The sequence below is a fragment of the Aureimonas sp. SA4125 genome, assembly GCF_019973775.1.
Taxonomy (GTDB): Bacteria; Pseudomonadota; Alphaproteobacteria; order Rhizobiales; family Rhizobiaceae; genus Plantimonas.
Window position 1 is genome coordinate 1837610 of record NZ_AP025032.1, and the last position, 15054, is coordinate 1852663.

The 15054-nt window shown below is 65.9% G+C and carries 11 protein-coding genes; 5 read left to right on the forward strand and 6 right to left on the reverse strand.

The features are described 5' to 3' along the window. Nucleotides 1-67: 67 nt before the first annotated feature. Complete coding sequence (locus tag Sa4125_RS08490; protein ID WP_224005911.1) at nucleotides 68-973, forward strand: alpha/beta hydrolase; 906 nt, start codon at nucleotides 68-70, stop codon at nucleotides 971-973. Between the two features lie 139 nt (nucleotides 974-1112). Here the strand turns inward: Sa4125_RS08490 and Sa4125_RS08495 are convergent, their stop codons facing one another. Then, a complete protein-coding gene (locus tag Sa4125_RS08495) occupies nucleotides 1113-3098 on the reverse strand; it encodes a CocE/NonD family hydrolase (protein ID WP_224005914.1) in 1986 nt (661 codons plus the stop codon). A 384-nt stretch (nucleotides 3099-3482) separates the two neighbouring features. Here Sa4125_RS08495 and Sa4125_RS08500 point away from each other — a divergent pair, with 384 nt between their 5' ends. Next, nucleotides 3483-5219: a PAS domain-containing methyl-accepting chemotaxis protein gene (locus Sa4125_RS08500; protein ID WP_224005917.1), complete on the forward strand. Its 1737-nt coding sequence runs from the start codon at nucleotides 3483-3485 to the stop codon at nucleotides 5217-5219. 108 nt (nucleotides 5220-5327) lie between these two features. After that, nucleotides 5328-5822: a GAF domain-containing protein gene (locus Sa4125_RS08505; protein WP_224005920.1), complete on the forward strand. Its 495-nt coding sequence runs from the start codon at nucleotides 5328-5330 to the stop codon at nucleotides 5820-5822. A 45-nt stretch (nucleotides 5823-5867) separates the two neighbouring features. Here the strand turns inward: Sa4125_RS08505 and Sa4125_RS08510 are convergent, their stop codons facing one another. The 5 genes from Sa4125_RS08510 to Sa4125_RS08530 all read right to left on the reverse strand — a co-directional run bounded on the left by Sa4125_RS08510 (nucleotide 5868) and on the right by Sa4125_RS08530 (nucleotide 12339). After that, nucleotides 5868-7502 carry an ABC transporter ATP-binding protein gene (locus Sa4125_RS08510; protein WP_224005922.1) on the reverse strand — a complete coding sequence of 545 codons (1635 nt, stop codon included), beginning with the start codon at nucleotides 7500-7502 and terminating at the stop codon, nucleotides 5868-5870. Beyond that, the gene (locus Sa4125_RS08515; RefSeq protein ID WP_224005924.1) at nucleotides 7499-8320 is read right to left on the reverse strand and encodes an ABC transporter permease; all 822 of its coding nucleotides are present in this window, start codon (nucleotides 8318-8320) and stop codon (nucleotides 7499-7501) included. Before Sa4125_RS08515 ends, Sa4125_RS08510 begins: the two co-directional genes overlap by 4 nt. A 10-nt stretch (nucleotides 8321-8330) precedes the next feature. Continuing rightward, nucleotides 8331-9452 (reverse strand): ABC transporter permease, encoded by a 1122-nt coding sequence (locus Sa4125_RS08520; protein ID WP_224005926.1) that lies wholly within the window; start codon nucleotides 9450-9452, stop codon nucleotides 8331-8333. Further along, nucleotides 9452-11041 carry an ABC transporter substrate-binding protein gene (locus Sa4125_RS08525; RefSeq protein WP_224005928.1) on the reverse strand — a complete coding sequence of 530 codons (1590 nt, stop codon included), beginning with the start codon at nucleotides 11039-11041 and terminating at the stop codon, nucleotides 9452-9454. The genes Sa4125_RS08520 and Sa4125_RS08525 overlap by 1 nt, the downstream gene beginning before the upstream one ends. A gap of 317 nt (nucleotides 11042-11358) precedes the next feature. Next, the gene (locus Sa4125_RS08530) at nucleotides 11359-12339 is read right to left on the reverse strand and encodes a GlxA family transcriptional regulator (protein ID WP_224005930.1); all 981 of its coding nucleotides are present in this window, start codon (nucleotides 12337-12339) and stop codon (nucleotides 11359-11361) included. 95 nt (nucleotides 12340-12434) lie between these two features. On the opposite strand from Sa4125_RS08530, the gene Sa4125_RS08535 reads away from it, so the two are divergent. Further along, a complete protein-coding gene (locus Sa4125_RS08535) occupies nucleotides 12435-13340 on the forward strand; it encodes a 3-keto-5-aminohexanoate cleavage protein (protein WP_224005932.1) in 906 nt (301 codons plus the stop codon). A gap of 5 nt (nucleotides 13341-13345) precedes the next feature. Next, nucleotides 13346-14833, forward strand: coding sequence for a carnitine 3-dehydrogenase (locus Sa4125_RS08540; protein WP_224005934.1), 1488 nt, complete (start codon nucleotides 13346-13348; stop codon nucleotides 14831-14833). Nucleotides 14834-15054: the final 221 nt, after the last annotated feature.

The window sequence follows — 15054 nt, forward strand, 5'->3', positions numbered from 1 at the left end:
CGGCAGGAGACTGCCGGCCCGTCCACGTTCTGGTAGCCTTGCTCCCGACGCCGACGAGGAGCCGCCGATGACCGCGAGCCAGCCGACCGAGAGGGAAATCCTGGCCTTCCAGGCGATCTGCGACGGTTTCTATCCGCCGAATGCCGTCGCTGCTGCGATCGCTCAGCAGCGAACCTGGTATGACGCGCTGTGCAGAAAGTTCGACTCGCCCCATCCCGCCGGCGTCTCGGCGGTCGACCGGGTGCTGGCCGGCATCGGCGTGCGCCACTACCGGCCCTCGTGCGACGCGGTGGGGGCGACCGTCCTCTGCCTCCATGGCGGAGGCTTCGTCGTCGGCTCGCTGGAGAGCCACGATGCGATCTGTGCCGAGCTCGCCGGTGCGGCAGCGGCAGAACTCGTCGCCGTCGATTACCGACTGGCACCCGAGCACCTTCATCCCGCCGCCTCAAACGACGGCATGGCGGTGCTGCGCGCGCTTCTCGGCGAGGGACGGCGCATCGTCCTCGCCGGCGACAGTGCCGGCGGCAACCTCGCCGCGGGGCTCGCTTTGCGCGCCCGCGACGAGGGCCTTTCGGGGGTGGTCGGGCTGGTATTGATCTATCCCGGTCTCGGCGGCGACCTCGTCAGCGGCTCCTATGCCGAGATGGCGGAGGCCCCAGGCCTGTCGACGTCGGACGTCGCCTATTACCGCGCGCTGTATGGCGCGGCGGAGGACGACCCGGTCGCCCATCCGCTGCGCGCGGAAAGCCTTGCCAGACTGCCGCCGGCCTATGTCACGGTCGCCCGCTTCGATCCGCTGCGCGACGACGGTCGCCGCTTTGCCGCGCGGCTGGTCGAGGCCGGGGTCGATGTCACGTTTCGAGAGGAGCCCGAGATGGTGCATGCCTGGCTGAGGGCCCGGCATATGAGCCCCGGCGCGCGCGCCGGGTTCCGGGCGCTGGCGGAAGGTCTCGCCGTGCTGGTCCGCCGATAGGGCGGGGAGTCCGGTCAGTCGCAGGCCCTCGCCGCGCTGCCGTATCGCCGCGCATGAATCCACCGGCGGCAACTGGCGGGCCGACGCAGCCATGAGCCTGTGCCACGGAACGAGGCGCACCGCGGCCGCGCCGTCCCCGTTACATGAAATCGCGCGCGATGCTGCGTTCCCAGGTCTTGCGATGGACCTCCGTCTCCGCCTCGAAGGCGATGGCCTCGGCCGAGATCAGCCAGTGCGTCGCCGTGCAGGCGATGCGCGCCACGGTTCGCGTCGACGTCGCCCAGCCCTCGCGGACCATCTCGGTCGTCCAGCGCGATTCGCCGGTCATCGACAGCGGGTCGTCCGGCGCGATGGTCCAGGTCTCGTCCCGGACCTGCCGCGTGGAGAGGCCGGTGTCCGGATGCTCGAACAGGCCGGTATCCTCCAGGATGTGATACCGCGTCACGCCTTCCTGCAGGTCACGCTCGACCGTCCGTTTCGTCGCGGAGGGTGCATGCTCGACATAGGTCGGCAGCGGGTTCGGGTTCGCCGGCTCCGGAAGATCGATCGTCCCGGCGTCGCCGAGAAGCGGCAGCGACAAAGCAAGGCTTCCGCCGTCGATGGTCACGCCGCCGCCTGAGGGGGCCGGCAGCACGATCGGCCAATAGGCGGTCGACAGTGACAGGCGCAGGCGGTGACCCGGTCGGAAACGGTATCCGCAGGCATCGAGATCGATCTGCACCGGGACCGGCTTGCCCGGTTCCAGCGCCTCGGGCGCGGCATTGCCACCGCGATGCGCGAGGTTCAGGACGCCGAAAGCGACGCGTGTGGCCATGCCGTCCGGATGGACGTCGACGAGCCGCGCGATGAGATTGCCGGATGCCGTTTCTGGCGTCAGCACGAGGGAAAGGCGGGGTTGGCCGAGGATCTCGATCGCGTCGGGGAGGATCGGCGCTTCGAACACCAGCGAGCCCGCATCGTCCAGCCGCTGGTCGCCGGCCATCTCCGCGTCCGGCTTCAGGGTGAAATACTCGCCGGCCATGGTGCCGGTATCGGCCGGAGACTTCAGGTAGAGAAATTCTCCGGCGTCTTCGGATGCGGCGGGCGACAACGTCCGTCCTGCTCCGCCGCGCAGCACGAGCATCTCGGGTGCCGACCATGTGTCGACGGCGACCCAGCGGCCGGGGTCTTCGGCGCGGCGCTTCGCGGGGCGGGGGCCGTCGAGGATATAGGCGCGCACCTGCGGCAGCACTTCGGCCCCGTTCGGCACGTCCTTCAGCCAGCGGTCCCACCAGAGAATCGCCTCGCCCAGAAAATCCATCCGCGGCTTCGGCCAGGCGAAGTGCGGATACTTGTGCACCCAGGGACCGACGAGGGTTTTCGCCTTTGGGCCAAGGCCCTCGATCGCCTTGAAAGGCGTATTGCGGTAGCCATCGGCCCAGCCGGCGATGACCAGCGCCGGGACGGGAAAACCGCCAAAATCTTCGCAGATCGAGCCGTGCCGCCAGAAGTCGTCGCGACGTTGATGCTCCAGCCATTCTTCCAGCATGAAGGGCTCGCCCTCCAGACGCTCCAGCCACATCGCCTTCCAGGCATCGCCGACTATCGCGGGGTCAGGCGCGCGCGACTGGTAAGCCAGCATGTTCGACGCCCAGGAGAGATTGGCCGAGAGGTGGCAGCCGTTCTTGTAGTGGATGTCGTCGTTGTAGCGGTCGACGGTCGAGGCGAGCGAGATCACCGCCTTCAGCGCCGAATGCTTCAGGGCCGCCACCTGCAGGCAGTTGAAGCCGCCCCAGGAGATGCCCATCATGCCGACAGCGCCCGACGACCAGGGCTGGGCGACGATCCAGTCGATCACCTCCAGCGCGTCTGACAGTTCCCGCGGCGTGTACTCGCCGTCGATCACCCCCTCGGATTCACCCGACCCGCGGATATCGACGCGCACGCCGGCATAGCCGGCATCGGCGAACGAGGGATAGGTCGCCTCGTCCCGTGGGCTCGTTCCGTCGCGTTTGCGATAGGGCAGGAATTCGAGGATCGCCGGCACCGGCTCGTGCACGGCGCCGTCCGGCATCCAGAGGCGGGCGGCGAGGCGCGTGCCGTCGGCAAGCGTGATCCAGGTGTTCTCGATGACGGTATGGGACATGCGGTTCTCGGCTGTCGAGGAGACGTGGCTCTGCCCGACTTGCCGCGGCGACGCAAGGGTCGGCCGTGCCCCCGAGGAGTAAGCCCTGGCTTTTGCGCCGGTGTGCTTTTGCGCCGGTGTCTCGTCCGATCGTTCACCGCGGTATTCCGGTCCGGACGACCGCGGCGTGCTCGTCGGAAACAGGCGGGAAATTGCGATCGATCCGTGGCGAGCAGGCGAATGCGAGATCGTGTGCCGATGCAGAGCCGAGGTTTCCCAGAAATGCGTCGCATACCCTTGAAACTTCAACAAAAAATTCAGAGCTTCTTAGTTTCTAACACCCATCGTCAGAAACGGAAAAGTCCCGCACCAGTCTATGTCGCTTCAACCGGATATTAATTCGCTATGCTTGGCAATCATAATATTTTCGGATCGAAGTCGACACGTCTGATCGAGGCGCTGGGAAAGTCCCTCGCCATCATCGAGTTCGACCCGACGGGGATTATTCTGTCTGCGAACGAGAATTTCTGCGGGCTGGTGGGATACTCACCCGACGAGATCGTCGGGCGGCATCACAACATTTTCGTCGAGAAAGAATATGCCGCTTCGGCCGAATACAGGGATTTCTGGTCCGGCCTGGCGCAGGGCCGGTTTGAAAATCAGGAGTACCGCCGATACGGCAAGGGCGGTCGGCAGCTCTGGATTCAGGCCTCCTATAATCCGGTGCTGAACGCGCGCGGAAAAGTCGTGCGCGTGGTCAAGGTGGCCAGCGACACCACCGCCGCGCACCTGCGCAATGCGACCTTCGAGGCGAAGCTGGCGGCGATCGAGCGAGTCCAGGGGGTGATCGAGTTCACACCCGAGGGCATCATCGTCGACGCAAATGAGAATTTTCTCAGCCTGATGGGCTACAGCCTGGAAGAGGTCAGGGGCAAGCACCACCGCATGTTCGTGCAGGACGCCTATGCCGCTTCCCCGGAATATCGGGAGTTCTGGCGCCAGCTGAACGAAGGGGATTTTGTCGCCGCCGAGTTCGAGCGGTTCGGCAAGGGCAATAAAAGCGTCTGGATCCAGGCGTCCTACAATCCGATTGCGGACAGCGACGGCAAGGTCACGTCGGTCGTCAAGTTCGCCACCGACATTACCGATCGTGTGCGGGCCGTCGCGGAGGTGGCGGGCGGGCTTGCCGAATTGTCCCGGAACAATCTCCAGCACCGCCTGGCCCGGCCCTTCGTTCCCGCCTTCGAGCGGCTCAGGTCCGACTATAACGCGTCACTCGACGGGCTGCAGGCGACCATGTCGAGAGTGGCCGCCAGCGCCAGGACGGTGAACACCGGAACACTTCAGATTGTCCAGCACTCCGATGACGTTTCGAGCCGCATCGAACAGCAGGCTGCCAGTCTTCAGGAGACCGCCAGTGCCCTGGATGGGATCACGGCAACCGTAAAAAAGAGCGCGGAAGGCGCGTTGGAGGCGGCCATCGCCGCTTCTGGAGCCCGTTCGGGAACGCTTCTCTCGAGCAGGGTGATGAATCAGGCCGCCGTGGTCATGGGCGAGATCAATGTCAGTTCCGGCAGGATCGCGGAAGTCATCGGCATCATCGATGAAATCGCCTTTCAAACCAATCTGCTGGCATTGAACGCCGGTGTCGAAGCGGCTCGTGCCGGCGAGGCCGGCCGCGGCTTTGCGGTAGTTGCGCAGGAGGTCCGTGGTCTGGCTCAACGCTCGACCGTTGCCGCCAAGGAGATCAAGGCTTTGATCTCGTCGAGCGCCAATCAGATCAAGCGCGGTGTTGCGCTCGTGAACGAGACCGCCGCGGCCCTCGAGGGGGTTACCGGCAAAGTCGGCGAAATCGATGCGGTCCTGTCCGCCGTCGCCAAATCTGCGCAGGAACAGGCGGCAGGGTTGGGCGATGTGAACCTGGCGGTCAACCGCATGGACCACGTCACCCAGCAAAATGCCGAGATGCTCGCTGATTCAAAAGCGGCCGCTCAAAGCCTGGAGATCGCTGCGGCCGAGATGACGGCGCTGATCAGTGAGTTCAAGATCGATACCAAACCGATCGTCGAGGCACCGAGTCGTCGCCCACGGCTGGCCGTTGTCGTAAACAATCAGAATATGCAGGGAATTACGCGAAAATAACAATTTCGTTGAAAATTGCCTGGTACGATAACCACACCACGGCGCAAGATATATCTCTACATCACCCATAGTGTCAGGCGACCCGACAGTCAGATGGTAAGAAGTTCTATGCTGGACATGGATTCCGCTCAGGAAACACTGAGGATCAGACGTCTTCACGACATCGGCATTCTCGATACCGAAAACGACGACGTTTTTCGCGGATTTGCCGAACAGGCCTTGGCGTCACTCCCGGGGACCTGCATCGCCGCGGTGACTCTCATCGATACCGATCGTCAGTGGTTCAAGACGATTGTCGGCCTGGATGTGAAGGAAACGGCACGCAGCCACTCGTTCTGCACCCACACGATTCAATCGTCGGGCACGATGGTGGTGGAAGACGCCACGAGGGATGAGCGCTTCGCCAGCAATCCCTTCGTCACCTCCGCCCCCGACATTCGCTTCTATGCCGGCGTCAAGCTCACGAGCGGTATCGGCGCGCTCTGCGTGTTGGGCAAAAAGCCCCGCCGGGTGACGGATGACGAGCTCTCCAAGCTGAAAAAGCTGGCGCAGTTCGTCGACATCCAGATGCTCGCCCACGGAACGCTCTTCAATCTGAAGTGAGACGTTTCTGGGCGCCTTCGACGGCGATGGTGCTGGAGGGCGGGCTTAGTTCCCCGCCGCCACCATCCGCCGCTGATCGCGCACCTCCTCGAGCCAGCCTACCCGCATCTCCGGCACGGACTTCAGCAACAGGTCGGTGTAGTCGTCGAAGGGCGGCGAGAGCGCCTCCGATTTGGGGCCGAAGCGCACCAGGCGGCCGCGGTGCATGACGGCGACGCTGTCGGCGATGGCGCGGACGGTGGCGATGTCGTGGGTGATGAACAGGTAGGAGACGTCGGTCTCCTTCTGCAGCCGCATCAGGAGCTTCAGGATGCCGTCGGCGACGAGCGGGTCGAGAGCGGAGGTCGGCTCGTCGCAGAGGATGAGCTCGGGCTCTGCGGCCAGCGCCCTCGCGATTGCCACCCGCTGCTTCTGGCCGCCGGAAAGCTCGGCCGGATAGCGGTCGGCAAAGCCCGCGTCCATCTCGATCTGGCCGAGCAACTCGTTGATCCGCGTCGTCTTCTTGGCGCCGCGCAGGCCGAAATAGAAGGTGAGGGGGCGACCGATGATCTGCGCGACCGTATGGCGCGGATTCATCGCGGTATCGGCCATCTGGTAGATCATCTGGATCTTGCGCAGATCGTCGCGCGAGCGTTTGGAGAGTTCGGCCGGCAGCTCCCGCCCCTTGAAGACGACCCGCCCGTTCTGCGCCGGCAGGAGGCCGGTGATGACGCGTGCCAGCGTCGATTTGCCCGAGCCGGATTCACCGACGACGGCCAGCGTCTGGCCCTTCGGCAGATGCATCGAGACCCCGTGGAGAACGCGCAGGCCCGAGGGGTAGCCGGCATCGACATGGTCGATCGACAGCAGCCTGTCCGACTGGTCGGTGGCCTCGGCCTTGCCGAGCTGGCGGATCGAGACGAGCTTCTTGGTGTATTCCTCCCGCGGCGCCTCGAGGATCTGCCGCGTCGTGCCGTATTCGACGGTCTTGCCCTGCTGCAGCACCATGATGTCGTCGGCGATCTGCGCGACGACGGCGAGGTCGTGGGTGACGTAGATCGCCGCCGTGCCGGTGTCCTCGATCGCCCGCTTGATGGCGACGAGGACGTCGATCTGCGTCGTCACGTCGAGCGCCGTCGTCGGCTCGTCGAAGACGATGAGGTCGGGCGAGGGCAGGAGCGCCATCGCCGTCATCGCGCGCTGCAGCTGGCCGCCGGAGACCTGGTGCGGATAGCGCCGGCCGAAGGTCTCCGGATCGGGCAGACCGAGGATCTTGAACAGGTGATCTGCCTTGGCCCGGGCCTGTTCGCGCGTCATCAGGCCGTGCTTCAGCGCTGCCTCGATCATCTGGTCGCCGAGCCGGAAGGCCGGATTGAAGGCCGCCGCCGCGGACTGCGCGACGTAGCAGACTTTTGCGCCGCGTTGCTGGCGCAGTTCGCCCGCGGTGCAGCCGACGAGGTTGGTGCCGTTCAGCGTGACGGTGCCACCGGCGATCGTGATGCCGCCGCGACCGTAGCCGAGCGCGGCGAGGCCGATGGTCGACTTGCCGGCGCCGGACTCGCCGATGAGGCCCAGCACCTTGCCCTTGGCGACGTCGAAGGAGACGCCGTGGACGATGGTGATGTCACGCGCCGGCTCGCCCGGCGGGTAGATGCGGGCCTTGATGACGAGGTCGCGGACGGAGAGGAGCTGGTCGGTCATCCGCGGCCGCCCTTCAGGCTGGAGGTACGGTTGAGCAGCCAGTCGACGACGAGATTGACCGAGACGGCGAGGGCGGCGATCGCCGCGCCCGGGATCAGGGCCGCCCCGATGCCGAAGATGATGCCGTCCTTGTTGTCCTTGACCATGCCGCCCCAATCGGCGGCCGGCGGCTGGATGCCGAGGCCGAGGAAGGACAGCGTCGACAGGAAGAGGACGGCGAAAGCGAAGCGCAGGCCAAATTCGGCCAGCAGCGGCGACAGGGCGTTGGGCAAAAGTTCGCGAAAAATGATCCAGCCCGTCCCTTCGCCACGCAGCCGTGCCGCCTCGACGAAGTCCATGACGGCGATGTCGGTCGCCACCGCACGGCCGAGCCGGAAGACGCGGGTCGAATCCAGCACCGCCATCACGAGGATCAGGATCCACAGTTTCTGCGGCAGGACGGCAAGGACGACGAGCGCGAAGATCAGCGTCGGGATCGCCATCATCAGATCGTTCAGCCGCGACAGGGCCTGGTCGGTCCAGCCGCGCAGGACCGCGGCGGTGAAGGACAGGAGGATGCCGAGGGAGAAGGACAGGAAGGTGGCGCAGGCGGCGACGAGGATCGTCGTCTGTGCTCCGAAGATCAGGCGCGAGAGGAGATCCCGGCCGAGATTGTCGGTGCCGAGGAGGAAAGCCCCGCCCATCGGCTCCCAGACGTCGCCGACCACCTCGGTCTCACCGTAAGGCGCGATGAAAGGCGCAAACAGCGCGCAGAAAAGGGCGAGCGCGATGCCGGCGATGCCGATCCAGGCGCTGAGGGGGATGGTGCGCCATCTCATGTCGGGGCCTTCACTTGGGATGCCGCAGGCGGGGGTTGAAGACGATGCCGAGAATGTCGGCGATCATGTTGAGAACGATGTAGACCGCCGCGAAGAGGAGGCCGCAGGCCTGCACCACCGGCATGTCGCGCACCGTCACCGCGTCGACCATGTACTGGCCGATGCCGGGATAGACGAACACCACCTCGACCACGACGACGCCGACGACGAGATAGGCCAGATTCAGCGCCACGACGTTGATGATCGGCGCGATGGCGTTCGGGCCGGCATGCTTGGCGATGATCCGCATCTTCGAGAGCCCCTTCAACTCGGCGGTCTCGACATAGGGGCTCGCCATGACGTTGAGGATCGCGGCGCGGGTCATGCGCATCATGTGGGCCAGAACCACGAGGACGAGCGTTCCGGCCGGCAGGATGATCGCTTCGACCCGCTCGAGGAACGGCATCCCGGCATAGACCGTCGAGGGGAAGGAGACCCAGCCGAGATTGATCGCGAAGAGGAAGATGAAGAGGTAGCCGACGAAGAACTCCGGCAGCGAGATCGCGGCCAGCGAGAAGACGTTGATCACCCGGTCCGGCAGCCGGTCGCGGTAGAAGACGGAGAGCATGCCGAGACCGACCGCGAGCGGCACCGAGACGACGGCGGCGAAGGCGGCAAGGAACAGCGTGTTGCCGAGCCGGTTCGACAATTGCTCGGTGATCGAATTGCGGCTTGCCCAGGACGTGCCGAAATCGCCCTGGAGGGCGCCGCCGAGCCAGGAGAGGTAGCGGGTGACGGCGGGCTGGTCGAGGCCGAGCTCGCGCCGGATGTTCTCGACGGCCTGGGGCGTCGCCGACTGGCCGAGATAGGTCTGGGCAAAATCCCCCGGCAGCGCCTGGATGCCGAGGAAAAGCAGCAGCGACACGGCCAGAAGCAGGACGAAGCTGATGGCGAGCCGCTGAAGGATCATCGATGCCAGCGGATAGGTCCCGGCAAACCGGCGCAGGGCCGAGGTTCCGGGCTCGGTCGACCGGGGCGCCGGCGGAAGGGAGACGAGCACGGAGCCCGCGGTACCGGCCGTCGCCAGGGGGTCTCCCGCCGGCAGGGTGCCGGCCGGATGGCCTTTTTCGGTTGTCCCGAGCCCGGAAGCCATCAGGCTTCGAGCCAGACGCGGGTGCCGACGAAGCCGTTCGACATGTCGTTGCCGATATCGTGGACGTAGCCCTTCACCTTCTTGGTGGAGGCGTTCACGAAGTCGTTGAACATCGGCAGGATCAGGCCGCCCTCGTCGCGCACCATCGTCGCCATGGTGCGATACATGTCCTTGCGCTTGGGCTCATCGAGCTCGGCGCGGGCTTCGAGCAGCATCTTGTCGAAGTCCGGACGCAGGAAGCGCGTGTCGTTCCAGTCGGCCTTGGAATAGTAGGCCGTGGTGTACATCTGGTCCTGCGTCGGCCGGCCGCCCCAATAGGAGGTGGAGAAGGGCTGGACGTTCCAGACGTTCGTCCAGTAGCCGTCGCCGGGTTCGCGCTTCACCTCGATATTGATGCCCGCCTTCTTGGCGCTTTCCTGGTAGAGCACGGCCGCATCGACCGCGCCGGGGAAGGCGACGTCGGAGGTGCGCAGGAGAACGGCGCCGTCATGGCCGGACTTCTTGAAGTGGAAGGCGGCCTTGTCCGGATCGTAGGCGCGCTGCTCCAGGCCTTCGGGGAAGAGTGCATAGGTCTCGTTGATCGGGAAATCGTTGCCGACCTTGCCGTAGCCGCCGAGGATGGTCTTGACCATCGACTCCCGGTCCATGGCGTATTTCAGCGCCAGGCGCAGGTCGATGTTGTCGAAGGGCGCGGTGTTGCAGTGCATGATGAAGACGTAGTGGCCGCGGCCCGACGTGTTCAGGATCTCGACGTTCGGGCCGCGCTTCAGGAGGCCGACGGTCTTCGGATCGACGCGGTTGATGAAGTGGACCTGCCCCGAGGAGAGGGCGGCGACGCGGGCGGTGGCGTCGTTGATGACGATGATCTCGATCGAATCGACATAGCCGCGGTCCTGGCGCCAGTCGTTCGGGTTCTTCTCGAAGGTGGCGCGCACGCCCGGCTCGAAGCTGGCGACCTTGTAGGGGCCGGTGCCGATCGCGGCATTGGGGTCGTCGAAGCCGCCGTTCGGCTGGACGATGAGGTGGTAGTCGGACAGGAGCAGCGGCAGGTCGGCATTGCCTTCGGCGAGCGTGATGACGAGGTCGCCGCCCTCGACCTTGATGTCGCCGATCGACTTCATGACGCCGAGCGCGCCGGATTCGGACTTCTCGTCGGTGTGGCGCTTCAGGGTCTGAAGCACGTCGTCGACGGTCATCTCCTTGCCGTTGTGGAACTGCACGCCCTTGCGGATCTTGAACGTCCAGATCTTCGCGTCCGGCGAGGATTCCCAGGATTCGGCAAGGGCCGCGACGGGCTGGCCGGTTAGCGGGTCGCTCTCGACGAGCATGTCGCCCCAGTTGCGGCCGACGACGAAGAGCACCTGCGAGAGATATTTGGCCGGATCGAGCACGTCCGTGGCGGCACCACCTTCGAGACCGAGCTTCAGGTGGCCGCCCTTCACCGGTTCGGCCGCCGCGACGCTGGTGGCGAACATCGAACCGGCGGCAGAGAGGCTGACGCCGGCGGCCAGCGCCCGGCCCATGAAATCACGGCGGCTCATGCCGCCGCGGGTGACCTGGCTGCCCAGATATTTCAGATAGTCGCTCATCATCGTCTCCGTTTGCCGGCGGTTTGTCGAAAGGGCCGCGCGCTGCGACCGTGATGCCAGGATCCGCGGCTGACATCGTCAGGACCGCCGCAATACAAGCTATCGTTGGCCAGGGAAAGCAAGATGTCCACGTGCGACATCGCTTGTCGTGTCTGCACAGACTCGCCAAAGGGTCTGTCGGCCAAGCACAGAACAGATGATCTGCCGAAATTGTAGTCGGCATGTGCAAAAATATTGCACTGCAGCGAGCGGTCTTCTCGGAGGCCATCGGCGCCGAAGGGAAAAGTCCCACGATGACTATGGCCCGAACCCGATGACTATGGCCGGCGCCGGGCGTTCCGTGCCTCGCCGGGGCTCGTGCCATAGCGTTGCCGAAAAGCTCTTGCGAAAGCCGAGGCGGACTGAAATCCGCACTGTGTCGAAACAGACGATATATTGTCGCGACTTTCAAGCACCAATCGCCGCCCCGCCTCGAGCCTCAGACCACGGCAGAACTCCTGTGGTGACTGTCCGACATGGGAAAGAAACAGCATTTCGAGGGTCCTTCGGCTCGTCCCGAGGCGCCGCGCCAGCGACGACATCGGCAGGGGATCGGCGAGATGGGTCTCCATCAGGCGGATCGCGGCGGCAAGCCGCGGCTCGTACCAGTCGAGCCGGCCGAGCGAGAGGCTGGGCTGGGGATCCTCGGCGGGATGCGCGCGCTCGTAGATGAAGATGCTGGCGACGCTCAGCGCCAGCGCGTAGCCCTGCCGGAGGCGGATGAGGTCGAGCATCATGTCGAGCGTCGGCGAGGCGCCGCCGCTGGTAAAGCGGTCGCCGTCGACGACGTAGCGGCTCGGCGAGACCAGGATATCGGGAAAACGGTCGGTGAAGGAGGGAAGATCCTCCCAGTGCGTCGTCGCCCGCCGCCCGGCGAGGACGCCGGCTCTGGCCAGAACGAAGGCGCCGGATTCGATCCCGCCGAGCGGCAGTCGGCGGCGGGCGCAGAGCCTCAATGCCTTCTCGAGGTTCGGCCCCGCATGACGGGCGACGTTGAACGCCGCGACGACGACGAGCGCATCGCCTGTCGCCTGCGGATCGAAGATGCCATCGACCTCAAGGCGCAGGCCGCTGGACGTCGCAACGGCCGCACCATCGGAAGAAAGAACCCGCCAGCGATAGAGCGTCCGGCCGGCGACCCGGTTGGCCGCCCGCAAGGGCTCGACCGCCGAGGCGAAGGAGAGCAGCGAGAACTCCGGCAGGACCAGGAAATCGATGGCGAGAACGTCGTCGCCGGCTGCGAAAATATTGGCGTGCATGCGCAATCCGTATCGGTTTCTGCGCACCGTGTATCGCAAGCGCAGCCGGCTTTCGCCAGCATGGTGGTCCTCTATCGGCCCTGGAAGGACACGACATGGCGCTTGGCATGAACCGCGAAGTCTTCATCACCTGCGCCGTCACAGGGGCGGGCGACACCGCCGGGCGCTCCGACAAGGTGCCGGTGACGCCGGAGCAGATCGCCGCGGCCTCGATCGAGGCGGCGGAGGCCGGGGCGGCGGTCGCCCATATCCACGTCCGCGATCCCGCGACCGGGCAGGGCTCGCGCGATCTCGCCCTGTACCGCGAGACGGTGCGCCTCATTCGCGCCTCGGGCGTCGACGTCATCCTCAACCTCACCGCCGGCATGGGCGGCGACCTGACGCTGGGATCGGTCGAGGCGCCGCTGCCCCCCTCGCGGGTTGGCACCGACATGGTCGGCGCGACCGAGCGCCTTGCCCACGTCGCCGAGCTCCTGCCGGAGATCTGCACGCTCGACTGCGGCACGATGAATTTCGGCGAGGGCGACTATGTCATGACGAACACGCCGGCCATGCTGAAGGCGATGGCGGCGCAGATCCAGGCGCTGGGGGTCAGGCCCGAGATCGAGATCTTCGACACCGGCCATCTCGTCCTGGCGCAATGGCTGGAGAAACAGGGCCTCCTCGACGGCCCGGTCCTGGTGCAGCTCTGCATGGGCATTCCCTGGGGCGCGCCGGACGACATCGGCACGCTGATGGCCATGGTGAACAACCTGCCGAAGGACTGGATTTTTTCGGCCTTCTCGATCGGCCGCAACCAGCTCCCCTATGCGGCGCTCGCGGCCCTCGCCGGCGGCAATGTGCGTGTCGGGCTCGAGGACAATCTCTGGCTCGGCAAGGGCGTGCTCGCCTCGAACGGCGATCTCGTCGCGGCGGCGAAGACGACGCTGACCTCGATGGGCGCAAAGGTCCTCACCCCCGCCGAGACGCGGGCGAAGCTGCACCTCAAGAAGCGGACGTAAGGGCCATGGACGGAATCAGGAAAGTCGCCGTCATCGGTGGCGGCGTCATCGGCGGCGGCTGGGTCGCGCGCTTTGCCCAGAACGGGCACGACGTCGCCGTCTACGACCCCGACCCGGAGGCCGAGCGCAAGCTCGCCGGGCTGATGGAGAATGCCGCGCGCGCCTTCGCCGCGCTGATCCCGGGCGACAGGCCTGATTTCGGCACGGTGCGCTTCGTTTCGACCTTAAGGGAAGCTGTCGAAGATGCCGATCTGATTCAGGAAAGTGCGCCCGAGCAGCTGGCGCTGAAGCAGAAGATCCTTGGCGAGATCGACGTCCACGCGCGGGCCGGCGCTCTCGTCGCTTCCTCGACCTCGGGTCTCCTGCCGAGCGACCTGCAGCAGGCGATGCGGCGGCCCGAGCGGCTGTTCGTCGCCCACCCCTTCAACCCCGTCTATCTCGTGCCGCTGGTCGAGCTCGTCGCCGGCGCGGCGACGGCGCCCGAGACGATCGAGACGGCCAAGCGTTTCTACGCCGCGCTCGGCATGAAGCCGCTGCACGTTCGCAAGGAGATCGACGCCTTCATCGGCGACCGCCTGCTCGAAGCGCTGTGGCGCGAGGCGCTGTGGCTCGTCAACGACGATGTCGCCACCGCCGAGGAGATCGACGACGTCATCCGCTATTCCTTCGGCCTGCGCTGGGCCCAGATGGGAATCTTCCAGGTCTACCGAATTGCCGGGGGCGAGGCCGGCATGCGCCACTTCATGGCGCAGTTCGGTCCCTGCCTGAAATGGCCGTGGACGAAGCTGATGGACGTGCCGGACCTCACCGACGCGCTCGTCGACAAGATCTCCGACCAGTCGGACGCGCAGGCTCATGGCCTGTCGATCCGCGACCTCGAGCGGATCCGCGACGACAACCTCGTCGCCATCATGCGCGCGCTGGCCGGCCAGGCGGGCGGCGCCGGCTGGGGCGCGGGCGAGCTGCTGAACACCTACGAGGCGAGCCTGGCCCAGCCGGCGCCGGCGGCTGCCGAGCCCGACATCACCCGGCCGCTCGACCTCCACACCGCGACCGTCCTGCGGGAATGGGCTGATTACAACGGCCACATGACCGAATACCGCTATCTCCAGGTACTGGGCGAGGCGACGGACGCGCTGCTGGCGCTGATCGGCCTCGACGCCGAGATGCTGGCCGCCGGCCGCAGCTTCTACACGGTCGAAAGCCATCTCCGGCACCTCGCCGAGTGCCGTGTCGGCGACCGGCTGGCGGTCTCGACACAGGTGCTCTCCAGCGACGGCAAGCGGCTGCGGATCTTCCACACGATAACGAACGCCACGAGCGGCGACGTCGTGGCGACGGGCGAGCACATGCTTCTGCATGTCGATACCACCAGCGGCAAGGCCGTGGCCGCCGCGCCGGCGCTTGCGCAGACGATGGAAAGCCTCGCGGCAGCACATGCGAGTCTTGCCGTTCCGGACGCGGCAGGGCGCGCTGTCGGACAGCCACGCTGAATGGCGAGGGGCGGGGGAGGTCGGGACGGGTGACAGCACCGCCGCGCCCGCCTTCGTCGGCCAATTGCCGGATACGCGCGACCGGATCGCGCGCACGGTCGCTGAACCCGACCGGCCCGATCGGGGACTCCTGCTGGAAAGGATGGCCGGTGACCCGGCCAACTATACGTTTTCGTTATCTTGTTGATCGCGCGGGAACGATTGCTAGTTCTGATCGAGGG